This window comes from Proteus hauseri ATCC 700826 (genome assembly GCF_001654965.1).
Lineage (GTDB): Bacteria > Pseudomonadota > Gammaproteobacteria > Enterobacterales > Enterobacteriaceae > Proteus > Proteus hauseri.
This window is the reverse complement of record NZ_LXEV01000011.1, coordinates 26,449-49,724: the sequence shown is the minus strand read 5'-3', so window position 1 is coordinate 49,724 and position 23,276 is coordinate 26,449. Positions and strand designations below refer to the sequence as shown.

The window sequence follows — 23,276 nt, the reverse complement described above, 5'->3', positions numbered from 1 at the left end:
AGGCTTATTTTTGATACTTATGCTCATCACATAACGTGAAAACGGCTTATTCTAACCGAGCAAACGCAGCCACCAGCCATTTAATTCCTTCACCTTGAAATGCAATTTGTAAGCGGCAATGTTCACCACTTCCTTCAATATTAATAATTGTACCTGCACCAAATTTAGGGTGTTTTACACGCTGACCTAAAGAATAACCTGAATCGTTACTGATAATAGGTGTACCCAATCGTTGGTGATTAACCGGGCGTGAAACCGTCGCTCTTAAGCGCACCTCTTCAACACACTCTTTAGGTAACTCACCAATAAAACGAGAAGGCCGATGGCTGACTTCTTTACCATATAAACGCCGATTTTCAGCATAAGTTAGCGTTAGCTTTTTCATCGCTCTAGTTAAACCAACGTAAGCAAGGCGGCGTTCTTCTTCTAAACGTCCCCCTTCATCCAGTGACATTTGGCTAGGGAACATTCCTTCTTCAACACCCACAATAAAGACTTGTGAAAACTCTAACCCTTTTGCTGAGTGCAATGTCATCAATTGAACTGCATCTTGATAAGCATCTGCTTGGCTTTCCCCTGATTCAAGTGCTGCATGTGAAAGGAAGGCTTGTAGCGGCATTAAATCTTCGTCTTCATCTTGATAGCTAAATTGGCGTGTTGCAGTAACGAGCTCTTCAAGGTTTTCAATACGTGCTTGGGCTTTTTCACCTTTTTCTTGCTCATACATCGCTTTTAAACCAGAATCACGAATAATACGGTCGGTTTGAACATGTAGAGGCATTTCTGAGGTTTCAGACGCTAAGGTTTCAATCAACTCTAAAAAGCGCTGTATTGCTGCGGTTGCTCTACCCGCTAGCATTTTGTGTTCAATAACCTGTAATGAACTTTCCCACAACGTGATTTGGTTATCTCTTGCGACTTGGCGAACAATATCTAATGTTCTATCGCCAATACCTCGCGTTGGGGTATTCACAACACGTTCAAAAGAAGCATCGTCATGGCGGTTGGCAGTTAATCGCATATAAGAAAGCGCATCTTTAATTTCTTGGCGTTCGAAGAAGCGCTGACCACCATAAATACGATAAGGCATAGCAGCTTGTAATAAGGCTTCTTCCATTATACGAGACTGAGCATTACTACGATAAAGGATAGCGCAATCAGAAAGTGCACCGCCCTCTTCTTGCCAACGCTTGATTCGCCCGACGACATAACGGGCTTCATCTAAATCGTTAAATGCGCAATAAAGCGAAATAGGCTCGCCTTCAACACCATCAGTCCACAGATTTTTACCTAACCTGTCACTGTTATTCGAAATTAACGCATTAGCCGCTTTCAGAATATTGCTGGTCGAACGATAGTTTTGCTCTAAACGTATAGTTTCAGCACCAGGAAATTCATTTAAGAAGTTTTGGATGTTTTCAACTTGTGCGCCGCGCCAACCATAAATGGATTGATCATCATCTCCGACAATCATCACTTTGCCGGTTTGACCCGCTAGCATTCTTATCCATGCATATTGAATGCGGTTGGTATCCTGAAACTCATCAACTAATACATTTGTAAATCGGTTTTGATAGTGTTCTAGAATTTGTGGTTTGTTTAACCAAAGCTCATGAGCTCGTAATAAAAGCTCGGCAAAATCGACTAATCCGGCACGATCACAAGCTTCTTGATAAGCCTGATAAACTTTTAACCATGTCGCTTCAACAGGATTACCATAGGTTTGAATATGTTGAGGGCGTAATCCTTCATCTTTTTTACCATTGATGTACCACGTTCCTTGCCGCGCTGGCCACTGTTTATCGTCAAGATTCATTGATTTCACAATGCGTCGAATTAAACGATATTGGTCATCGCTATCAATAATTTGAAAATCTTGAGGTAATCCTGCATCCAGGTAATGGGCGCGTAATAATCGATGTGCAAGACTATGAAAAGTACCTATCCACATACCGCCTTGGCTTGTACCAATTAAGTCTTCAATACGATGGCGCATTTCTGCTGCCGCTTTATTGGTAAAGGTCACCGCCATAATTGAGAATGGAGACGCCTGTTCAACTGATAATAACCAAGCAATACGATGTACCAGTACTCGGGTTTTACCACTACCCGCACCTGCCAGCACCAACATATTTGTTCGAGGTGCCGCAACAGCTTCACGCTGTTTATCGTTAAGGCCTTCTAGCAGAGATGAGACGTCCATAATTACCAATCATTGAGTGAAGAGAAAATACTGTGGATATATACAGAAACAATTAATCTGTAACAAACTAACAGGATTTTACGCCCTGTGCAAAGTAAAGCCTATCTTAAAGGTCTTATTAGGTTATTTTAACTTAGCGTTTATCTAGATTAACTCTGTCAGCTTGCTTAAATCTGTGATTTCAACATGTGGCATCACTCTTGTTTCACCATCTTGAAATAAACTACGGTTATCAAGATTAATCCAACAAGCTTGTAATCCACTGCGAACAGCACCTTCAACATCAGTGACAAGATGATCGCCGACATGCAAAATTTTCTGATGAGGTAAATTCAGCAAAGATGCCGCTTTATCAAACATATCAGGGTAAGGCTTAGAGCGGCCATCAGGCCCGGCTTTCAAAATATAAGAAAAATATTGTCCTAAACCACAACTTAGAGGATTTGCATTACCGTTTGTTATCGCCACTAGCGGCATTTTTTGCGCTAACTCACTGAGTACTTGATGAGTATTATTCGGCACCATAATGCGGCTACGCCAATAAGCAAAATGCGCCATTATTTCGTCGGCACCTTGCTGTGCTTTTGCTTCACTGTAGTTGTAATCTAACAACATATTTCTTGCTGCAAGCCAACGCCATTGAGTGATGTCATGAAAAATATCAGGATCTTTTTCTATCAGAGGCGTTTTATAGGCATTTACATCTTGTTCTGTAAAATGATTAAAACGCTGATCATATTGACGAATAAATGCCAGTGTTTCTTGTTCAGTTTTATCCATCACAGGGACGTTGTCATACAACGTATCATCAAGATCGAAAGTCATTGCTGCAATGGGCATCAGTGTTCGATAAAAGTGCATTATGATTTTTCTCTCTTAGCTCTAGGATGAGCAGCATCGTACACTTTAGATAAATGTTGAAAATCTAAGTGCGTATAAACTTGTGTAGTCGATAAATTAGCGTGACCTAATAATTCTTGCACTGCCCGTAAATCACCACTGGACTCCAGTAAATGGGTCGCAAAAGAATGACGTAATTTATGTGGGTTAACATGACTGCTTAAGCCTTGGCGAACACCCCAAAGTTCAAACCGTTTTTGCACACTGCGCACTGATAACCGCTTACCACTTTTGGTCGAAATAAACACCGCTTTATCTTCTGGTGCATACAATTCTCGCATGGGATACCAATGTTGTAGCCACTCAATCGCCATTCGCCCCAACGGCACTTTTCGTTCTTTACTTCCCTTACCTAATACACGAACTTCACCTTCTTTAAGGTCGATATCGGTAATATTTAACCCCGTTAATTCTGATAAACGTAATCCTGCACCATACATCACTTCTAGCATGGTTCTATCTCTTACAGAGAGAGGATCTTTCAAGTCAATATTCATCAGCTGATTTACTTCATCAACATCCATATTTTTAGGAAGGTGGCGACCTGATTTCGGCGTACGAATTCCTTTGGCGGGGTTAACCTCTAACATTCCTTGAGCAACTTGCCAATCAAGAAAACTGCGTAGCGCAGAAAAACGTAAAGCCAAACTTGTTGCTTGTAATCCACTGCGGTGACTTTTTGCTAGGAGCATACGCACATGTTGGCTTTCAAGCGATGACCATTGAATAATATTCATCGCGACCATCATTTGCGCTAATGCAGAAAGTTGGCGCTGATAATTTTCAACAGTAACAGGACTTAATCGACGTTCAACTTGGATATAACGCAAAAATTGCTCATAAGGTAATGAAAGCGTTTCGGGTATCGCCACTAAATGACTCATTGCCTTGCTACCCAACGCATTAATAATTCGGGTAATAAATGAGCGAGTTTATCAAGCATGACGGTTCCCATTCCTTGCTGGAAATGTTGATTATCTCGGCTATTAAAAATAATCACACCTAAGTCACCATAATGCCCCAATAAAGAGAGCGCAACAGAACCAGAGCGACGCACATTAGGCATTAACAGCATCATTTCTTGCCCATTTAAAGTGCCCAAATAGTGATTTTTTTCACCCATATGCTGAATTCGAAAATGCTCAAAAGACTGGCGAGATAATGCTAAATCTTGTGCATCTAAAGGGGGATTTAATTGCCAGCGGTCGGTAAATAAGCGCAACTGTACAGAGTAAAGTCCTAAACCTTTAGCCCAAAGATTTAAGCGCTCTAACATATCATTAAGCGAAGTACTGCTTGATAACTCAGAAATAAGTAGCAACAATTGACTAAATAGTGACTCATTCTCTGACGCTTGCTCTATTAGTAATCGCATATCTTCTTCAAGATAATGAATACGATTACGCTGACGAGACATAATCCATTCCACCAATGAAACAGTGCCTCTTACTGGGTGAGGAACCTGCATTTGCTCAATATAACTGGCATTGCGGATAAAAAAACCAGGGTGTTCCCTAAGATAACGAATGACCTGTTGATCATTTAACTCGTTTTTTTCTGGGTAACAAAACTGCTCATTTTTATCCGTCATACAGATAACCTCTTAAAAAGTAATATTATAGCTGAATGATCCCATCATAAATATGTGTCGCAGGGCCTGTCATATAAAGTGGGTGACCAGCACCTCGCCACTCAATGAGCAATGAACCACCAGGTAACGTCACTTTTACTTGTTTATCGAGTAAGCCTTGTGAAATACCTATCGCAACAGCAGCACAAGCCCCACTTCCACAGGCATTGGTTTCACCTGCACCGCGTTCAAAAACACGCAAATGAAGGGTATTTCTATCCACAACTTGCATAAACCCTATATTAGCACGCTCAGGAAAACGTTCATGTTGTTCTAATACTGGCCCTAATAATTCAACTTCTGCAGTTTGAATATCATCGACCTGAATAACACAATGTGGATTTCCCATAGAAACGACACCACATAATACGGTACGTTCCATCGCTCTGATAATATAGGTCTTTTCTGCCTTTTGCGCACGAAAAGGTACTTTTTGTGGATCAAACTCCGGTTCGCCCATATTGACGCAAACATCGTCATTGTCCATAACGTGCAGTGTCATTCTGCCAGATTGTGTACTCACTTTTATTTCTCTTTTATTTGTGAGCCCTTTTAATCGAACAAAGCGAGCAAAACAACGCGCACCATTACCACATTGTGCAACTTCACTTCCATCCGCATTAAAGATGCGATAATGAAAATCAAGCTCAGGATCATAAGGCGCTTCAACGACTAAGAATTGATCAAAACCCACACCTGTATGTCGATTAGCTAATCGACAAATCAGCTCTGGTGAAAAATAAACATTTTGAGTCACGGCATCAACCACCATAAAGTCGTTGCCAAGACCATGCATTTTTGAAAATTGCATTTTGCCCCTGCCTGAAACGGTGTCCCGTTCCTAATATTGACTAATTACTCTGAGTCGAGGTGCTCTCAACTTGCTGGGTTGGCTGGGATGACTGAGTCATTTTTGCCTGAGTATCTTCAGGAGGGAAATAAAGAGGGCCTTTCAAGCCACAACCAGAAAGAGAAATCAGTGTTATTATAGCAAGAGTGCAACGTAAATACGTTTTCATTCGAAATCTGCCTGTCATTAATTTGATTAATATCCTCTATAATCGCAGTTAGATCTCGAAAAGCAAATAGGAAATGAAGATGAACGACAGTGAATTTCACCAATTAGCTGATGAATTGATGTCAGCAATAGAACAAACTATCGACAACTATGAAGGTGATGCGGATATTGATTGTGAAATCAATGGTGGCGTTATGACATTAACCTTTGAAAATAATAGTAAAATTATTATCAATCGCCAAGAAGCCTTTCATCAAGTTTGGTTAGCAACGCGTTCTGGTGGCTATCATTTTGATTGGAAAAATAACCAATGGATTTGTGATAGAAGTGGCGGCGAATTCTTAACCATGTTGGCAACAGCAATAACTGAACAAAGTGGTGAAGCATTTTCATTTTAGTTAATGTATTCATGCAACAAAAACAGGAGCCTTAATTAGCTCCTGTTAATTTTTATACACTTCATTACGATACAAAATTAAGAGTGTTGAACGGCCTGATAATCAGTATAGGCACGAGATTCAACTGAGATCATATCTTGTAGCGAATCATCCCCTTTCCCCAACTCGCTTAATCGACCAAAAGATCCACCCGCAAAAGGCAACACTTGTGTTAATCCCTCTACTTTCACGATTTGATAAAATTGAGGCAAATTAAAGTTGATAAAACTTGAGCCGTAAGTAAATCGATCATGGGACGATGAATAGAAACGGCTAACATCTTTAACCAAATCTTCTTTACTTCCCTCACAATGAGAATAAATTTCTACTCGATTTGCTTCATCTAAGATATAGATATTAAAGACATTGTTATCTTCAGTGGTTTCAAAGAAGAACTGAATAATCCCTTCACAAGCGAAACCATCGATAACCGCAGGTAAATAACGCGCATCTTTGTCTAATTTAACCGGCAATCCATGTAATTTGTTGTAGGAGATAGCGCCATAAAACTCGATAGCATTCTCTAATTTTTGCACTGACACATTAAGGCGCTCAAAAAACAATCCCCATGTTTGTCCCGCAATACGCAACGCTTTAAAACGACCTGGCTCTAAACGGTTAGTTGATAAACGTAGCTCAACACATTCTGATACTAACTGTTGAACACGTGTACGAATTAGGCCACGTAAATGTTGGCTATAGCAGAATACTTCAACAGAGGCTGGAGGTGCAGCATCTTGATGCATCTTACCTAAAATCGTTTTTAACGACTCCAACATCGATTGAGTGCCACTAAAATGTAGCGTTCTGACTTCATTCCATGAATTACGATAGAGCAAATCAATGCTACCAATTAAACATTGCTCTTTTTCACCGAAACTAAATACATCAAGTTTTCTAAAATCAAAGTGAACCACTTGATCAGAAAAGCTTTCTGTAGGGTCCGTTTCTAAATTAACAATAATGGCTAAATGTCGAATTTCACAAGGACTATACAACGCTTTAGGTGTTGGTGCTGGCAAGCGTAATGGAAAGTGCCCAGACATATCTCTAACTAATTCATGCAGCTTAATTTCATCACAAGAAGATTCACCCTGATGAATATAAACCTGAGAATGACTAGTCAACAGGCCATTAAAATAAGACCATGCCACCAATTTATTTAAGTAACGGTTATATTCTAAAGGTTGATGCCCGACGATATTGGCAAAATCTGGTGCCCGATTATACAGATACCAACCACTGCGATTAGCGCGGCCTTGTGGAACATAAATAAAGGTTAAATGAGGCTCTGATAAATCAGGAGAAATTTGCGGATTAACTAACGTCACCTTACCCGGTAATGCTTCAAATGCAGCATAAAGTTTACGTGTTAATACACCAATATCCTGAGGACTCGCGCTTACGCTTAAATTATTGCGGCGAGCGAAACGAATAAGGTTACGATAACTTTGCATCATCGTATCTAATAGCTCGTTATGTGCATCACGCACACGCTCTATTTTCCAGCTGTCTCGGTTATCTAATACGGTTAAGCGCTCGTTATCCCACTGCCATTGAGTGACTAATTGAGATAATACTTGTCGCCTCCAACCGATAGGCTCACTTTCTGTGTTTTCGTTAGATAATTTTTCACAGACTTTGAGGTAGAAACAACGACGGATAAGATCAAGACGAGTTAAGTCATTTATAGAAAGCAAATAGCGAGTGACTCGCTCAAGCATCATGCAATAGGCATCTAAACCGTAGTTCACAATTTCACCACGATGTAAATGTTGTTTCATTTCTAATGCTAGCAATTTGCCATTCGGATAATCAGCAGAATAGGCTTCTAATAAAATACTCTTTAATACGGCTTTATACGGTGAATCGACGCTTTTATAAAGCTGCCATAAGCTTGCACCGAAATATTCTTCAGCAGAAAGCTCACCTAATCCCCCTAAATCTAACCACTCATTCGGTGTTAAAACACCTTGAGAATAAAGAGAGATAACATATTCATCATAATGATGTTCTTCTTCTACTGGCACCATAGTCCACAGCAAGCGTTTACCTGCTAGGCGAACCGCAGTACGGTAAAATTCGTCAAGCAAAAGGATATGCTGAGTCGAACCGCAATCTTCTCCACCCAGGCTGCCACTTGCATGATGACGAAATCTATTTTCATCGATAAGAAAAAACGTAACATCAATCCCCAGCTTACCTGCCCATTGCTCAATCAGCAGACATTTACGTTGCAAAAGTGCACGCTCATCCTGATCCAGCCAAGATTGATGACAGACCCAAATATCAATATCGGAGCTGTGACTTTGCCCAATAGAAGAAGTACTCCCCATCGAATAGATGCCAGTAATTGGCAGTTCTCCGCTGGCGTATCCATCCATTGGCTCATCACATAATGCGTTAACCAGTTTGGTTGTCCATTGACGTTGCACATCATCAGGTTCAAAGAAACATGTCCCATGAGGCACATTCCCCTGAATATAACCAGGTAACTCAGGATGGTGATAATGCAGTAAAACAGGGATCAAACCATAGACCTGTTTAAAAACATCACCCATCGATGCAAAAGCTCGTTCCAGTCTGAGTTGATTAATCGCATCCAGCCGTTGCTTCAGTGTTTCAATATAAAGATACAAGAGTTTCGCCTGAACAATACTAAGAAGATAGTAGAATCTGAGTTTATAAGTTACCGAGCTTGAATTATTCATTTATTAATAGATAAAACTTTACTAACAAAATCTCGGAAACGTGATCAATTTAACACCTTGCAAGCAAAGCGTAAAGAGGAACTAAAAATATAGCACCAAGATCTAAAAAATATATTTAGCAGCTAAATCGTTTAAAGCTACGCCTATAATGTCTTTATAATCAAAATGATATAGCATTTAATTTATAAAAATAAACCATGGAATTTAACCTCAATCCGCCGTTAACCCTGTAAAAAAGCACTGTTTCCCCATGATGAAGGGCTAAAAAAATTCTGATAAAATCTAAAAAAGTGAAAATAAACGAAAATAAACACAACTCATTGATAATAATAAATAATATTTTATAAATGCTGTTTTTTATTTTTATACCTAATAATATAAGATTATTTTTAATGAATATTAAAGATATAATTAGAGAAAAAATAAATTTAATTTATTAATTATTTTAAAAATAAATAAATATATATTTTGTTTTTTATAATATTTTTAATTATTAATTAAAATACTTTTTTGTTAAATTTTATAATGCCTTTATATTTAATCAAAAAACAAAAAACAAAATCATATAATAAAATTATTATTGCTTTATCAATACGTTCAGTGATATTCATCTCATTTATTCTTTGCATTTAAAAATAAGGTTAATGGTTATAACTAAATGTTTAAATTTTGTAAATAACCACATTCTTTATATAGGTATAAAAAGAGCAAAATATGAAATAAGAAAAATGATAAGTACTTTCTTTATTTTTTTCTTATTATTTGTTTTTTTTCTCTCAACTTTCTTTTTATTTCTCGCAATAAAAGTCCTCGTTTTTTGTATCAAAACGCTCATCTCAGATCCCTTAACTGGAAAAATGCGCGCTAAAATGTTAAAACAAAGCCTTATTTATAAACAAAAATATCGCTAATCGCTCGGAAGATAATACTATTATGTCAAAAAGTACCATCCGTATTGCAACCCGCCAGAGCCCCCTAGCTATGTGGCAGGCTCTGTATGTAAAAGAACAACTACAGCTTGCTTACCCAAGCTTAGCGGTCGAACTGGTACCGATGGTCACAAAAGGTGACATCATTTTAGATACCCCATTGGCAAAGGTTGGAGGTAAAGGACTATTCGTTAAAGAATTAGAATTAGCTTTACTAGAATCTCGTGCTGATATCGCAGTTCACTCTATGAAAGATGTGCCTATCGATTTCCCTGAAGGCTTAGGGCTAGTTACTATTTGTGAACGAGAAGACCCACGCGATGCCTTTGTTTCTAACCATTATGATTCTCTAGATGCACTGCCAGAAGGCAGCATCGTTGGAACCTCAAGTCTGCGCCGCCAATGCCAATTAAAAGCACAGCGCCCAGACCTTATTATCCGAGACTTACGTGGTAACGTAGGTACACGATTAAGTAAATTAGATAACGGCGACTATGATGCGATTATTCTTGCTGTAGCGGGACTCAAACGTCTTAACCTTGCGCAGCGTATCCGCTCACCATTGTCTGCAGAACAATCTTTACCAGCCGTAGGACAAGGTGCTGTGGGCATTGAATGTCGATTAAATGATCATGAAACGCGTAAATTATTAGATGCGCTAAACCATACTCGTACCGATATCTGTGTAAGAGCAGAACGCGCTATGAACACTCGACTCGAAGGCGGTTGTCAGGTACCTATTGGTAGTTATGCCATTTGGCAAGATGATAAAATCTGGCTACGTGCGCTTGTTGGTTCACCTGATGGTGAAACTATTTTACGAGGCGAGCGTTTAATCACACCAGAAGAAGCTGAAAAAGCAGGAATTTCCCTTGCTGAAGAGTTATTAGATAAAGGCGCTCGAGAAATTTTAACTGCTGTCTACCAAGGCAATGCACCTAAATGAGTATTCTTATCACGCGTCCAAATCCCGCAGGACAAGCACTAGTACAACGCTTAAATAATGCAGGAAAACAAGCCTTTCTAGCTCCTTTAATAAAGATAGCCGCTGGTCGAGAGCTACCTTTATTAAAAACTAAGCTAGATGAGCTTCGGCCGAGTGATTGCCTTTTTCTTCTTTCTAAAAATGCGGTGTCGTACGCAAACTGGCAGTTAAATCAATTACAACAATCATGGCCAGATACGCTATTCTATTATGGAATAGGTTCGAGTACTGCAAAAGAATTTCAAAGTTTAAGTGGTCTTACTATCAGTTACCCTGAGTATGGAGAAACGAGTGAAGACTTACTCACACTCCCTGAACTCAATCAGGTAGCAAAGAAACGAGTTTTACTACTTAGAGGGAATGGTGGCAGAGATTTACTTGCCGCCACACTACGCCAACGCGGCGCGATAGTTGATGAGTGTGAGTGCTATCAACGTCTATTTATTGATTACTCGCCAGAGACATTTAGCGCTCAGTGGCAAAACGCACAGATTGAAACACTGGTGGTGACGAGCGGCGAAATGTTGCAACAACTTTTTGATCTGGTCACTGAACCTAAAAAAGCATGGCTGTTACACTGCCGTTTGATTGTTGTAAGTAAACGATTAGCAACAATAGCAGAAACACTAGGGTGGAAAAATATCACCGTTGCTGATAGTGCCAATAATGATGCTTTATTTCGTGCATTAATATAGAACCTAAATGAGACACCGATATGACGGAACAGAAAAATATCAATGAAAATGACTTGCAAAAAGGTGCATCGAAAGCTGATGAAGATGTCCGCTATCAGGAAGTTAAACCTGTTAATAATAAACGTTCAGGTCTAATTGCTAGTGCTGTTGCGATTATCGTTATCTTAGCAATTGGTGGTGGGCTTTACTCTTACACCAACCAGCAAACATTACGTTTAAGTGATGAAAACCAATCGCTTAAAACAGATCTAGCGCAACTACAGCAATTACAAGACTCTTATCAACAGCGTTTTGATAATATCGATAGTATGTTTAATTCACAAAAGCTGACTATTGATAAGCTACAAAATGAACGCCAAATTACAGAGCGCCAACTTCAAGATCTTCAAGCTCGATTTGCCGCCATTTCAAGTGCTGACGTAAAAAGCTGGCTACTTGCTCAAGCTGATTTTATGGTAAAAATGGCAGGTCGTAAGCTTTGGAATGACCAAGATGTTGTTACTGCAGTAAGCTTATTAAAAGGCGCTGACAGCAGCTTAGCTGAAATGAATGATCCAAGTTTATTGGAAATTCGTCGTGCTATTAATGAAGATATCGGCAACCTTTCTGCATTAGCTAAAATTGATAACGATGGTATTATTTTACAGCTTAATCAATTAGCGAATCAGGTTGATAATTTACGTTTATCTGGTTTTGAACGTAATGGTGCGCCAATGGATAAAAATGATGAAGCCATTTCAGGTTCACTTTCTGACTGGAAAGAAAACCTCAGTAAGAGCTGGAAAAGCTTTATGGATGACTTTATTACCATTCGTCGCCGTGATACAGCTGCCGTTCCTTTATTAGCACCAAACCAAGATATTTATTTACGTGAAAATATTCGCTCGCGTCTATTAATTGCGTCTCAAGCTGTTCCGCGTCATCAAACTGAGATTTATCAACAATCACTTGAAGCGGTGTCTACCTGGGTTCGTTCTTATTTTGATACGACTGATCCGAATACAACGGCATTTTTAGATATGGTATCTGCCCTTGAGAAACAACCTATTACCCTAGCAATGCCTGCCGAACTAAAAAGTCCCACACTGTTAGAAAAACGTGTTGAAAAGCAAATTCGTAATTTACTCACTCAAAGTGAATATACGCAACCTGAGGCTGTTGAAGCTCAAGGTGCTCAAGTTACTGAAGCTGAAAACCCAGTTGCAGATGCTACAACGAATACGGTTACTGACAGTGCAACAACAGAAACTGTAACACCACAGGGAGAATAATCGCATGTTAAAAGTATTGCTCCTTTTTGTGGTACTGATTGCTGGCGTTATTTTTGGCCCAGTGCTAGCGGGTCATCAGGGTTATGTTCTTATACAAACCGACGATTGGGATATCGAAACCAGTGTTACCAGTGTCGTTATCATGTTTATTTTACTTCAACTGGCTTTGTTACTTATTGGTTGGGGCTATCGTCGCTTTATTGGAACGGGATCAAAAGCTTACAGCTGGTTTTCTTTTCGTCGACGCAACCGCGCACGTAAACAAACTAGTCTAGCGCTAATGAAATTAGCTGAAGGTGATTTTAAACAAGTTGAAAAACTGATGAGTCGCAATGCCGATTATGCAGAGCAACCTGTCGTGAACTACCTTCTTGCCGCAGAGGCAGCGCAACAACGGGGTGATGAATTCCGCGTTCAGCAATATCTTGAACGTGCGAGTGAACTGGCGGATACCAACCAACTCCCTGTTGATATTACCCGAGTGCGTATTTTATTAGACCAAAATGAAAATTACGCTGCTCGTACGGGTGTCGATGAGTTGTTAAATCAAGCACCTCGTCACCCTGAAGTACTGCGTTTAGCTGAAACAGCTTACACCCGCACGGCTGCATGGCAGGCATTGTTAGATATTATTCCTTCAATGCAAAAAGTTGAATTACATAGCGATGATGAATTAAACCAACTGCGCCAAAATGCTTATATCGGTATTATGGGTCAGAAAATGTCTGAAAGCGGTTGCGATGGACTGAAAAATTGGTGGAAAGCACAACCACGTAAAATTCAGCACGATAATGCATTACGCGTTGTACTCGCTGAACATCTTATTGAATGTAATGATCCTGATACCGCCCAAACGATCATTTTAGAGGGTATTAAACGTCACTATGATGAACGTCTGATCTTATTGCTTCCGCGCCTGAAAAATACAGATGCAACAGCGGTTTTAAAAGTACTCAATACACTGATAAAGCAACATGGACCAACACCTTTGTTAAACAGTACATTGGGGCAAATTTCAATGCAACAAGGCAAATGGACTGAAGCAGAAAACGCTTTTCGTAATGCATTAAAACAGCGACCTGATGTACATGATTTTGCATGGCTTGCTGATGCATTAGATAAACAGAAAAAACCAGAAGAGTCTGCGAAAGTGCGTAAAGATGCGCTATTAATGACCTTGAAAAAAGACTCTGTTATTTTTGAAGAGCCTAAAAAAAGTAAATAGCCATTTAAACCCAAATCTCCATGCCCCTCCCTAGCGAGGGGTTTTTTATTTTTAATAACAACTAAACTACGGTAGCCAAATCAAAAATAGCAAAACAATTTCAACACAAACCGCCAATAAGATATATCCCCACGCAATACGATAAAAACGACTCGGAACCTCTTTAGCATTTTCTTGCTGATAGGCTAGATAGCGTTTTCTGGCTTGATAAAAAACGCCAATATAAACTATCGCAATTCCCTGACAAACAAATAACACATTGTGAGTCCCCCTCTTTTCCACCAACGATCAAAATAATCAATGGGATCAAAAAAAATAGCAGAGGGCCAAATTTCTCAATAAGAAACAACCGTTCTTCTGCAAGGCGTGCATTTTGTTTATCGTTCATTGTGTTATGCTCTCTTCAGCAATATATCGCCGAAGGATAATAGCCTGATAATTCTATGAATACAAAAAAGGTAACTTAGTATTTGAAATGGGCAGGAATATTGCGATACACAGATTCAAAAAAACATCTATCACAAAAAAGAAGCAAAAAAAAACACCTGTATACAAAATACAGGTGCATAAATATACAATCAGGTCTACAGACGGATGGTGCCTCACTCAACGTTTCGTCCTGTTGATGATGAATGATGTTCATCGATAACGTGGACGTAGGCACCGAATAATCGGCTCTGCATCATTCCTAGGTTTATGAAGCCAATGCTGTCATAAGGAGTGGAATGAGCATCTACGAACTAATTAATGCATTTAGTGTGCCAAGTTTTCTTTGTCTGATACACAAAATAGATGCCTCAACTTATAAAAGCTAACCTACTGAATTTTGGTTACCCTATTTGCCTTTACTCATTTTTAATAACAAAAGAAGTGCTATTCATGGTTTCATTATTCTATTGCTAAATGGGAAATAAAAAATAAGGCTACCTATTCGTCTCTTTTTCACGACAACAAATGGCACTTGAATATTTAATTCTTTAAAATCATAAAGTTAAATGTCACCTATTGGAGACATAAAAATAGCCCACTGTTGGCATTTGCCGACAAATCAAATAAAATTATTATTATTCATATAGTTATAACCTTTAATTTAATATTGAGTATTCATCTTTATTTGAAGTGCGATATATGGCGGTAAAGTAAATTATCAATAACGCTTAAGTGAGAACAGTAATAAGACGCGGAAAGGTATCTTTCTCATCAATAAATAGCAATGAAGAGAGAGAGGATAAAAAATGAAAATAGCCGCTTTACTCACGTGAAAGAGGGTTCAACGAACCTAATATATAACCCACAGATTTTGTCGCTAACGTTAGCATAAATAATTTATAGATAATGGATATGGATATGGATATGGATATGCAGGACAAATCGCACAATGGCAAAATGTAAACGACAGATGCGAAAAAGCCCCGATAAAATCGGGGCTTTTTCTTAATATGGTCGGCGAGAGAGGATTCGAACCTCCGACCCACTGGTCCCAAACCAGTTGCGCTACCAGGCTGCGCTACTCGCCGTTTGAATCACTGTTCTTATCTTGTTTATGGTGCGAAGGGGGGGACTTGAACCCCCACGTCCGTTAGGACACTAACACCTGAAGCTAGCGCGTCTACCAATTCCGCCACCCTCGCATAAACAAAAACTAAGATAAGATGGGGTGGCTAATGGGACTCGAACCCACGACAACTGGAATCACAATCCAGGGCTCTACCAACTGAGCTATAGCCACCATAACAGCTATCTTATTTACTTCTACAACAACGTTCTTCACCGTAACTCTTAGCACGCTTTTTATTGGCGCGCCCGACAGGATTCGAACCTGAGACCTCTGCCTCCGGAGGGCAGCGCTCTATCCAGCTGAGCTACGGGCGCTTCACGCCGTTGCGGGAGAGGATAGTACGGATTTACGCACTGTCTGTCTAGTGCTTTTTGAAAAAAAAAATCTGTTTGACGATAGTTTGTGCATTTCGTCGATAAATGGAGCGTTTTTACGCATCTAACGCCCCATCAGTATAATATTCGAACAATCAATATACTTGTTAAATACTATTATTTCTACATTAATACATTAAACCTAATAAAAACGGGTTCTCTAGCCTTATAATTTATTGGAATAGTAGTAACCGACAAATTTTAATAGCTTAAATTGACGTTTAATCCTGCTTGGTTGTGACAATAAACGGTATAACCACTCTAAACCAAGGTTCTGCCACGCCTTAGGCGCTCTTTTAACGTGCCCAGTAAAAACATCATAAGTGCCACCAACACCCATATATAACGCATCTGGGAGAGTTTCACGACATGCGCGAATAAATAACTCTTGTTTAGGTGAACCCATCGCAATAGTAATAATTTTCGCACCAGACGCTTTTATACGCTCAAACAAAGCATCTCTATCTTGTGGTGTAAAATAACCATCCTGGCTCCCTACTATATTAACGTTCCATTGCGATTTCAGTTTATCTTCTGTTTGAGATAAAACCTCAGGCTTACCACCCACTAAAAAGACAGGCGTTCCTTCTTTACCTGCTCTTTCCATTAATGCTTCCCATAAGTCAGCACCAGCAATACGCGAAACTTGGGCTTCTGGGTATTTACGGCGAATACCTCGCACGACACTAATTCCATCAGCATAGAGATAATCAGCTTCTTTTAACTGCTCATTCAAAGAACTATTCGTCTCAGCATTAAGAATTTTTTCAGCATTAAGCGCAATGAGTGAACCAGTCTTAATTTGCGTATCCTCATAAAGATAATCCAGAAAATGTTTCATATCTCGAAATCCCCAGATGCTATGTCCGCGGATTGAATACTTCGGAATTGAATTCGATTCCATTATTTTTCCTTTTTCTCTAAACGAGGTTTATTACTCATTTGGCTTGTTACATAGTGACGGATTAATCCCGCACTCTCAAATAACCAATAGAGTAGTTTTGCAATAACTAAACATAAACCAAAAATAAGACAGAAGAAGACAACACGAGAGACAAAAGAATCAACACCTTCTCGCGCCAGCACTATCATGTTAAAAATAGCACCAAAACAAAATGCTTGTAATATGGCTGATTTGTAGCGATTGGATTCATTTACACCCTGCTGATAAAGCCAATCAAACCATTTAATGATAAGCCCAACCACAACCGCACCTAATGGAATAAATACAACCCCTCCCATCACAACGAGTGATCCGATTAAAGTCGGAGAAATCGCTAGCCCAGCATGATAATTCAACACTTCCCACGTAAAGTAGTTTGCTGAATTAAGAACAACATCAGGACGTTCTGGCCATACCCAAGAAGGAATAAAGACATAAAAATCACGAATGATAGGAGCCAAACCTTGGAACTCTATTTTGTCGTAATTATTCAGTAATAGTGCGAGGTTTTCCCAAGGTGAGAACGTATCACGCGTTAAATATAAAAAGGTATAAAATGCTTCAGCACCGCTGACATCAAGCCCATAGCGCTTTAATGCCAGCCAAAACATGCCTACAATACTCATAACACCCGCGGCAATCAGCATCCATAACGTTATCCAGCCACGAACAATGCCAATAAATAAAAACAGCGCAAAAGCGATAATAATATTAGCGCGTGTTCCACCTACAATAATGTAAGTCAGAATACCAAAACCAACGGTGGCGCATAAAAAGAAAATCCAGCGCTGTTGCGTTGGTTTTAAGAAATAGACCACCAGCATTGCAGGGATAAAGAAGTAAAAGAACCGCTTAAGCGCAACACCAGAAACCTGACTAGAAAAAATTTGGCTATAGGTTTTTAACTTAAACAGTAAGAAACCATTTTGTAAAAAGAAAATTCCTACCGTCACAAAGGCAATAAGCGCTAACAGGATCCAGGTTAGATTGGTTTCTACTCGATTCATCGTAAATAGCGGCCTAGATGGGCCACTAGTAGGTTTTCTTAGCCTAACCTTATAAGTGACATAATAAATCGCATAGAAGCTTGTAGAGGCTAATAACGCATGTAGTAACGCATCAACGGGAACAACCGCCACATCAAACTGAAAGACCAACATACAGGTAAGAGGAAAACCAAAATAGAAGGTCAATAAATAGAGCATGGAAAAAAAGACATTAAAATTAAAGCGAACCCGACGAAACTCTTGATAAGTCAGCAATAAAATAAAACCCAAGGAGATAAAATAGACAAGCGTGAGTCCGCCTAATTCCGCCAATGTCATTGCGGCTCTCCTGTGCTCATCTCAATTAATTGTTTCCAACCCTGCGTAAAATTAGGGGCGAAGAAGGTAATCTCATCACGATTTAACATTAATAATTGACGTTGGGCTTCTTCAATTAATGGCACATCAAGCTTATCACCAGAGAAAAATACGGGCACACTCTGCTCCGTTAAATCTTGCCAGAATGGGTTTTGTCTGCTGATAACAAAAGGAATGGCGAATTGGATAAGCAAACACAACGTACCAATGCCTTGCTGACGATGGAAAATAAAATAACCCAAATTACAGGTTTTCAGTAAAGCCAGGTAATCATCAAAGGCCAGTTTTTCACGTAATATCTCTACGTTACCTGTTACAAACAATTCATCAGCGGCTTGAGAAACTTCTTGGATATAGGCATCGTTATTTTCAGGATATCCCATTGGAATAATCACTTTAGCTCGTTGACCAAATTGTTCCGCTATCGCATTTAGTGCATCAATATGACGGTTAGATTTATCCCCAGAATTACCGAGCAAGATAGTCATTTGCTGCTCATCAATTCCCTTTTTCTCTGTAACCGTAAGTTTAGGATCCATTCGGGTTGGGAAATAGAGCAAACTTGCAGGAATATTCACGTTAGATTGCGCAAAATAGTTAAGGTCACCCCGTGTACCAAACACGCGCCCTACACGCTTTTGTGCCAATTTACGCAAAAGATAAAACAACTTAAATTTTAATTGTTTTGAATCTTGATAAAGATCAGCGCCCCAAATATGCCACCAAAATTGGTAGCGTTTAATTTTACCCATTAGCAACGCCATCCAAATAGGCGCATTGAATTGCCCTAAAAAGAGAAATCGCTGGGTTCTATCTGCTTTAGCTAGGGCAATGACGCGCTGTGCCACCTGCTGTTTATCTGCTAAGCATTCAATTTCTAAAGCAGGATAGTGCGCTTGAAGAGCACTATCTTTACTGGCAACGATAAAACGAGGTTTATACGTTAACGCCGCCTCAGTCACGAGGTGATCATTAAAAAAACGTAGCATTGTGCTGTTATGATGCACAATGTCTGAGCCTAGTACGTAAATCAAAGTTGTCATTTGCGCCTGCAATAAATAACGAAAACAGAACTACAGAGAAAGAAGTAAATAATGTATGTCGCCATATAGGCTTGAGCAGCGCCTAATGCACCATGCTCAGGAATTAGCCAACGGGAAAATAGCGTTAGCAAAGCAAATTGGCTTACTTCAGTGAGAATATAAAAACGCAAAGCTGCCTTTGCGATAACTAAATAACCAAATACATAGGAACCGACTTTTAAAACATCCCCAACTAATTGCCATGCAAAAAGATCACTCATTGCAGTAAATTTATCTGAAAACAGCAACCAAATAGCAAAATCGCGCAGTAACCACACCATAAAACTAGCAACAGCAACGGCAGGAAGAACAAACTTCAATGATTTAATGATTTCTTTTGCAATATCACTTTTTTGCGTTAAACGAGAAAGAGTAGGTAGCAAATAAACCGAAAAAGAAGCTGTTATAAATTGTAGATAAGCATCTGAAATACTGCTCACCCCTTGCCAAATACCGACTTCATCCCAGCTATAATTTTCAGCTAAAAGATTACGCATCATGATATAAGCAACAGGTAAGGTAATTGAGGTTAGTATTGCCATAATGGTGAATTTACCAAGATGGCTCGCTATCGCTTTATCCCAGCGTGGCCTAAGCTCACTCAACGCAAAACGCTTACGTTTTAATAATATAGCAGTAGCAGGAAAGAGTATTAACGCAGGGACTAGCGCAAGCCCAATTAACGCACCATGATAACCAGCAAAGAGATAACATAAATAGTATGCAACAACACCAATTAAACTTCCGGCGATAATCGCCAATGCATTACCCGATGCATCACGATAACCTTTTAAAATTGCTAAAAAATAGTTGGTGTAAGCAATACCCATTTGAATAAAAGCCACTGCTCTTACAATATTTTGATATTGCTGATAATCATCACCAAATAAAACTCGACTAATTGGTACTGTAAAAAGAAGAAATAAGATGGCTAAAAGCGTTGAAAACAGCAAAATCATTGATGATGAAGTACCCAACACATTTTTACGTTGAATTGCATCATCTTGATATTGTGCTATTAATTTTGTAACGCCATTAAAGATCCCCGCACCTGATAACACACCAAGTACAGTAATTAACTGACGAAAGTTACCCGCAAGCCCAACCCCTGAAGGGCCATAAGAAACCGCAAGTAATTTTACGACAAGCAGACCAACCCCAATCTTTATTAGGGTTGATCCAGCAGTCCAAATAGATGCTTTAGCTAATGACATATTAGGCAAAGAAGTCGCGAATATGACCAATAACAGTCTGCTGTTCTTCTTCTGTCATATTGTAGAACATCGGCAAACGGACTAAACGCTCACTTTCTTTTGTAGTGAAAATATCTTCACCATCAAAACGACCAAACTCCATACCTGCGGGGCTGGTATGTAATGAAACATAGTGGAATACGGTTAATACGCCATGTTCTTTCATATATTCATTAAATTCAGTACGTTGTTCGATATCTTTCAGTTTGATATAGAACATATGTGCATTGTGCTCTAATCCTTCTGGAACCACTGGCAGCGTTAATAAACCTTTGGCTGCTAATGGCGTTAATGCATCATAATAAATCTGCCAAAATGCAAGGCGGCGTTCATTAATTTTCTCGGCTTCTTCAAGTTGTGCCCATAAATAAGCTGCTTGTAAATCAGACATTAAATAACTCGAGCCAATATCGCGCCATGTGTATTTATCTACCTGACCGCGGAAAAATTGACTACGGTTAGTCCCTTTTTCACGAATAACCTCGGCACGATTAATTAAGGCTGGATCATTAATCAGGGTTGCACCACCCTCACCACCGGATGAGTAGTTTTTAGTTTCATGAAAACTATAGCAACCGATATGACCAATAGTGCCAAGTGCCTTACCTTTATAGGTAGACATCACACCCTGTGCCGCATCTTCAATCACAAACAAGTTATGTTTTTTAGCTATCGCCATAATAGTGTCCATTTCACACGCTACACCAGCATAGTGAACAGGAACTATCGCACGAGTTTTATTGGTAATTGCCGCTTCAATTTTTGTTTCATCAATATTCATGGTATCTGGACGAATATCGACAAAAACGATAGTAGCACCGCGTAATACAAAAGCATTAGAGGTCGAAACAAAGGTAAAACTAGGCATAATGACTTCATCGCCAGGCTTGATATCCAATAAGATAGCAGCCATTTCTAACGATGCAGTGCAAGATGGCGTTAACAGTGTTTTATGACAATGAAATTGTTCTTCTAACCACTTTTCACATTTTTTTGTGAAGTTGCCATCGCCACAGAGTTTGCCACTTTCCATAGCTTGTTTCATATATTCTAATTCTGTGCCGACAACGGGTGGTTTATTAAACGGAATCATATTATCCCCTGTATAACCAATAGGTGGTGCTCTCTATTAAAGCACCACTGTGTGTGTATAAACGCGAAGCTGCAATATTGCTGATCTGTGTTGCAACATACAGGGTTGATAATGCCTGCTGTTGACACCAAAACTTCGCTGCCGACATCAGTTGCTTACCGATGCCTTGTCCTGTTCTATTGGGCATTACAGCAAGTAAGCCCACTCTTGCTTCACTCTCTGAAACTCGGCGCAAAGTAACAAAACCACTGACTCTGTTATTGCTATCAATCGTCAATAAGCAGGTGTTATCAAAAGTGCCTAAAACGGCTTTTTTCACCCATAGCGCATAAAAACGACCGCTATCATCAGGTTGATACCAAGGGGTTCTAAAACGGCTTTGTACAAAAACTTCGCGAGCAGTTGTCATCAATAAATCGATATCGCTTTCATTTGCTCCTCGAAATTGTGATGTTTGCGCCGTTACTTGTTTGCAACTATTTTCTGTAGCATTTTCTGTGCCAACTGAGAGTTTGAAATCGATTTCACCTTCAGCAAATCGAAAGCCAAAGTGACCCAATTCATCAATTAGAGATAACTCATGTGATGCAACTTTGGCATGAACCACACCGAACTCATCAAGTTGTTTATGTGTTAAAACAGGCGCCTGAGGACTAAATTCAAGACGCCCAGTTTTAAGGGAAAAAAACTCACTTTCCCACTCTAAATGATTAATATTGGCGAGGACGGACATGTAATAAATCCAGTAGATAACGGCCATAGCCCGTTTTAGACAGTGATTTAGCGCTTTCTCTTACTTGCTCGTCAGTTAGCCAACCATTACGCCAAGCAATCTCTTCAAGGCAAGCCACTTTGAATCCTTGACGTTTTTCTACAGTTTGAACAAAGGTGCTAGCTTCAATTAGGCTGTCATGAGTACCTGTATCAAGCCATGCAAAACCACGGCCTAAAAGTTCAACATTTAACTCGCCACATTCCAGATACATTTGATTGATAGAGGTAATTTCAAGCTCTCCACGAATAGAGGGTTTTACTTGTTTTGCAAAATCCACCACTCGATTATCGTAGAAATAAAGCCCAGTAACAGCCCAGTTAGATTTAGGCTTTTCGGGTTTTTCTTCTATCGATAACACGCGAAAATCATCATCAAATTCAACAACACCAAATCGTTCAGGATCCATCACTTGGTAACCAAAGACCGTAGCACCGCGTTCACGCTGAGCAACTTGTTTTAGTTTTGGACTAAATCCTTGGCCAAAATAGATATTATCACCCAACACTAAACAGCAATGGTCATCACCAATGAATTCGTCACCTAAAATAAAGGCTTGGGCTAATCCATCAGGTGAAGGTTGAACTTTATAATGAAGATGAACCCCAAAAGCAGAACCATCACCCAATAAACGTTGGAATGAAGTGAGATCATCAGGTGTGGTGATAATTAAAATATCTCGAATACCTGCTAACATCAGCACAGATAATGGGTAATAGATCATTGGCTTATCATAGATAGGCAACAACTGCTTCGACACCCCTTTCGTTATTGGATGTAATCGCGTACCAGAGCCACCAGCCAGAATAATACCTTTCATCATCTATCCTTTT

At 39.4% G+C, this 23,276-nt stretch carries 20 protein-coding genes and 4 tRNA genes; 5 read left to right on the top strand and 19 right to left on the bottom strand.

Going from position 1 to position 23,276, the window contains the following annotated elements; all coding sequences use genetic code 11:
• Positions 1-46 precede the first annotated feature (46 nt).
• The 6 genes from uvrD to lptM form a co-directional block, all read right to left on the bottom strand.
• Positions 47-2,203 carry a DNA helicase II gene (gene uvrD, locus M997_RS02695; protein WP_064718570.1) on the bottom strand — a complete coding sequence of 719 codons (2,157 nt, stop codon included), beginning with the start codon at positions 2,201-2,203 and terminating at the stop codon, positions 47-49.
• A 144-nt stretch (positions 2,204-2,347) separates the two neighbouring features.
• Positions 2,348-3,064: a 5-amino-6-(5-phospho-D-ribitylamino)uracil phosphatase YigB gene (gene yigB, locus M997_RS02690; RefSeq protein WP_064718569.1), complete on the bottom strand. Its 717-nt coding sequence runs from the start codon at positions 3,062-3,064 to the stop codon at positions 2,348-2,350.
• Positions 3,064-3,987 carry a tyrosine recombinase XerC gene (xerC, locus tag M997_RS02685; protein WP_064718568.1) on the bottom strand — a complete coding sequence of 308 codons (924 nt, stop codon included), beginning with the start codon at positions 3,985-3,987 and terminating at the stop codon, positions 3,064-3,066. Before xerC ends, yigB begins: the two co-directional genes overlap by 1 nt.
• Complete coding sequence (locus M997_RS02680) at positions 3,984-4,694, bottom strand: DUF484 domain-containing protein (protein WP_064718567.1); 711 nt, start codon at positions 4,692-4,694, stop codon at positions 3,984-3,986. The genes xerC and M997_RS02680 overlap by 4 nt, the downstream gene beginning before the upstream one ends.
• Before the next feature lie 25 nt (positions 4,695-4,719).
• Positions 4,720-5,544: a diaminopimelate epimerase gene (gene dapF / locus M997_RS02675; RefSeq protein WP_064718566.1), complete on the bottom strand. Its 825-nt coding sequence runs from the start codon at positions 5,542-5,544 to the stop codon at positions 4,720-4,722.
• 40 nt (positions 5,545-5,584) lie between these two features.
• Positions 5,585-5,752, bottom strand: coding sequence for an LPS translocon maturation chaperone LptM (lptM, locus tag M997_RS17120; RefSeq protein WP_074379330.1), 168 nt, complete (start codon positions 5,750-5,752; stop codon positions 5,585-5,587).
• A gap of 79 nt (positions 5,753-5,831) precedes the next feature.
• Between lptM and cyaY the strand changes: the two genes are divergently transcribed.
• Entirely contained in the window at positions 5,832-6,149 is a 318-nt protein-coding gene (gene cyaY, locus M997_RS02670) for an iron donor protein CyaY (RefSeq protein WP_064718565.1), read from the top strand.
• Between the two features lie 77 nt (positions 6,150-6,226).
• Here the strand turns inward: cyaY and M997_RS02665 are convergent, their stop codons facing one another.
• On the bottom strand, positions 6,227-8,827 hold the full coding sequence (locus M997_RS02665; protein WP_064718564.1) for a class I adenylate cyclase: 2,601 nt from the start codon (positions 8,825-8,827) through the stop codon (positions 6,227-6,229).
• 1,005 nt (positions 8,828-9,832) lie between these two features.
• Here M997_RS02665 and hemC point away from each other — a divergent pair.
• Genes hemC through hemY form a run of 4 tightly spaced genes read left to right on the top strand, consistent with a single transcriptional unit; the run spans position 9,833 to position 14,004 of the window.
• Positions 9,833-10,774 (top strand): hydroxymethylbilane synthase, encoded by a 942-nt coding sequence (gene hemC, locus M997_RS02660; protein ID WP_064718563.1) that lies wholly within the window; start codon positions 9,833-9,835, stop codon positions 10,772-10,774.
• Complete coding sequence (gene hemD / locus M997_RS02655) at positions 10,771-11,508, top strand: uroporphyrinogen-III synthase (protein WP_064718562.1); 738 nt, start codon at positions 10,771-10,773, stop codon at positions 11,506-11,508. The genes hemC and hemD overlap by 4 nt, the downstream gene beginning before the upstream one ends.
• Positions 11,509-11,528: 20 nt before the next feature.
• On the top strand, positions 11,529-12,779 hold the full coding sequence (gene hemX, locus M997_RS02650) for a uroporphyrinogen-III C-methyltransferase (protein WP_064718561.1): 1,251 nt from the start codon (positions 11,529-11,531) through the stop codon (positions 12,777-12,779).
• Positions 12,780-12,783: 4 nt separating this feature from the next.
• Positions 12,784-14,004, top strand: coding sequence for a protoheme IX biogenesis protein HemY (gene hemY / locus M997_RS02645; protein ID WP_064718560.1), 1,221 nt, complete (start codon positions 12,784-12,786; stop codon positions 14,002-14,004).
• A gap of 66 nt (positions 14,005-14,070) precedes the next feature.
• Here the strand turns inward: hemY and M997_RS17665 are convergent, their stop codons facing one another.
• The 12 genes from M997_RS17665 to rfbA all read right to left on the bottom strand — a co-directional run bounded on the left by M997_RS17665 (position 14,071) and on the right by rfbA (position 23,263).
• A complete protein-coding gene (locus tag M997_RS17665; protein ID WP_239994691.1) occupies positions 14,071-14,262 on the bottom strand; it encodes a hypothetical protein in 192 nt (63 codons plus the stop codon).
• Between the two features lie 1,182 nt (positions 14,263-15,444).
• Positions 15,445-15,521, bottom strand: a tRNA-Pro gene (locus M997_RS02635).
• A 27-nt stretch (positions 15,522-15,548) separates the two neighbouring features.
• Positions 15,549-15,635 (bottom strand) — tRNA-Leu (locus M997_RS02630).
• A 22-nt stretch (positions 15,636-15,657) separates the two neighbouring features.
• A tRNA-His gene (locus M997_RS02625) sits at positions 15,658-15,733 on the bottom strand.
• A gap of 66 nt (positions 15,734-15,799) precedes the next feature.
• A tRNA-Arg gene (locus tag M997_RS02620) sits at positions 15,800-15,876 on the bottom strand.
• A 226-nt stretch (positions 15,877-16,102) separates the two neighbouring features.
• Positions 16,103-16,840, bottom strand: a complete 738-nt coding sequence (gene wecG, locus M997_RS02615; protein WP_064718559.1) for a lipopolysaccharide N-acetylmannosaminouronosyltransferase — start codon at positions 16,838-16,840, stop codon at positions 16,103-16,105.
• Positions 16,840-18,204, bottom strand: a complete 1,365-nt coding sequence (gene wzyE / locus M997_RS02610) for an ECA oligosaccharide polymerase (protein ID WP_064718558.1) — start codon at positions 18,202-18,204, stop codon at positions 16,840-16,842. The genes wecG and wzyE overlap by 1 nt, the downstream gene beginning before the upstream one ends.
• Positions 18,201-19,286 (bottom strand): TDP-N-acetylfucosamine:lipid II N-acetylfucosaminyltransferase, encoded by a 1,086-nt coding sequence (locus M997_RS02605; RefSeq protein ID WP_064718557.1) that lies wholly within the window; start codon positions 19,284-19,286, stop codon positions 18,201-18,203. The genes wzyE and M997_RS02605 overlap by 4 nt, the downstream gene beginning before the upstream one ends.
• Positions 19,283-20,539: a lipid III flippase WzxE gene (gene wzxE, locus M997_RS02600; RefSeq protein WP_064718556.1), complete on the bottom strand. Its 1,257-nt coding sequence runs from the start codon at positions 20,537-20,539 to the stop codon at positions 19,283-19,285. Before wzxE ends, M997_RS02605 begins: the two co-directional genes overlap by 4 nt.
• A 1-nt stretch (position 20,540) precedes the next feature.
• The gene (gene rffA, locus M997_RS02595) at positions 20,541-21,671 is read right to left on the bottom strand and encodes a dTDP-4-amino-4,6-dideoxygalactose transaminase (RefSeq protein WP_064718555.1); all 1,131 of its coding nucleotides are present in this window, start codon (positions 21,669-21,671) and stop codon (positions 20,541-20,543) included.
• Between the two features lies 1 nt (position 21,672).
• Positions 21,673-22,404: a dTDP-4-amino-4,6-dideoxy-D-galactose acyltransferase gene (rffC, locus tag M997_RS02590; RefSeq protein ID WP_064718554.1), complete on the bottom strand. Its 732-nt coding sequence runs from the start codon at positions 22,402-22,404 to the stop codon at positions 21,673-21,675.
• Positions 22,382-23,263, bottom strand: coding sequence for a glucose-1-phosphate thymidylyltransferase RfbA (gene rfbA / locus M997_RS02585; protein ID WP_064718553.1), 882 nt, complete (start codon positions 23,261-23,263; stop codon positions 22,382-22,384). The genes rffC and rfbA overlap by 23 nt, the downstream gene beginning before the upstream one ends.
• Positions 23,264-23,276 lie beyond the last annotated feature (13 nt).

Bases quoted from the DNA above. Each gene is read 5' to 3' on its own strand.
- wecG (WP_064718559.1), bottom strand. From the start codon at position 16,840: ATGGAATCGAATTCAATTCCGAAGTATTCAATCCGCGGACATAGCATC.
- hemC (WP_064718563.1), top strand. From the start codon at position 9,833: ATGTCAAAAAGTACCATCCGTATTGCAACCCGCCAGAGCCCCCTAGCT.
- rffA (WP_064718555.1), bottom strand. From the start codon at position 21,671: ATGATTCCGTTTAATAAACCACCCGTTGTCGGCACAGAATTAGAATAT.
- uvrD (WP_064718570.1), bottom strand. From the start codon at position 2,203: ATGGACGTCTCATCTCTGCTAGAAGGCCTTAACGATAAACAGCGTGAA.
- dapF (WP_064718566.1), bottom strand. From the start codon at position 5,544: ATGCAATTTTCAAAAATGCATGGTCTTGGCAACGACTTTATGGTGGTT.
- xerC (WP_064718568.1), bottom strand. From the start codon at position 3,987: ATGAGTCATTTAGTGGCGATACCCGAAACGCTTTCATTACCTTATGAG.
- wzyE (WP_064718558.1), bottom strand. From the start codon at position 18,204: ATGACATTGGCGGAATTAGGCGGACTCACGCTTGTCTATTTTATCTCC.
- hemX (WP_064718561.1), top strand. From the start codon at position 11,529: ATGACGGAACAGAAAAATATCAATGAAAATGACTTGCAAAAAGGTGCA.
- yigB (WP_064718569.1), bottom strand. From the start codon at position 3,064: ATGCACTTTTATCGAACACTGATGCCCATTGCAGCAATGACTTTCGAT.
- rffC (WP_064718554.1), bottom strand. From the start codon at position 22,404: ATGTCCGTCCTCGCCAATATTAATCATTTAGAGTGGGAAAGTGAGTTT.
- M997_RS02605 (WP_064718557.1), bottom strand. From the start codon at position 19,286: ATGACAACTTTGATTTACGTACTAGGCTCAGACATTGTGCATCATAAC.
- cyaY (WP_064718565.1), top strand. From the start codon at position 5,832: ATGAACGACAGTGAATTTCACCAATTAGCTGATGAATTGATGTCAGCA.
- wzxE (WP_064718556.1), bottom strand. From the start codon at position 20,539: ATGTCATTAGCTAAAGCATCTATTTGGACTGCTGGATCAACCCTAATA.
- rfbA (WP_064718553.1), bottom strand. From the start codon at position 23,263: ATGAAAGGTATTATTCTGGCTGGTGGCTCTGGTACGCGATTACATCCA.
- M997_RS02680 (WP_064718567.1), bottom strand. From the start codon at position 4,694: ATGACGGATAAAAATGAGCAGTTTTGTTACCCAGAAAAAAACGAGTTA.
- hemD (WP_064718562.1), top strand. From the start codon at position 10,771: ATGAGTATTCTTATCACGCGTCCAAATCCCGCAGGACAAGCACTAGTA.
- hemY (WP_064718560.1), top strand. From the start codon at position 12,784: ATGTTAAAAGTATTGCTCCTTTTTGTGGTACTGATTGCTGGCGTTATT.
- lptM (WP_074379330.1), bottom strand. From the start codon at position 5,752: ATGAAAACGTATTTACGTTGCACTCTTGCTATAATAACACTGATTTCT.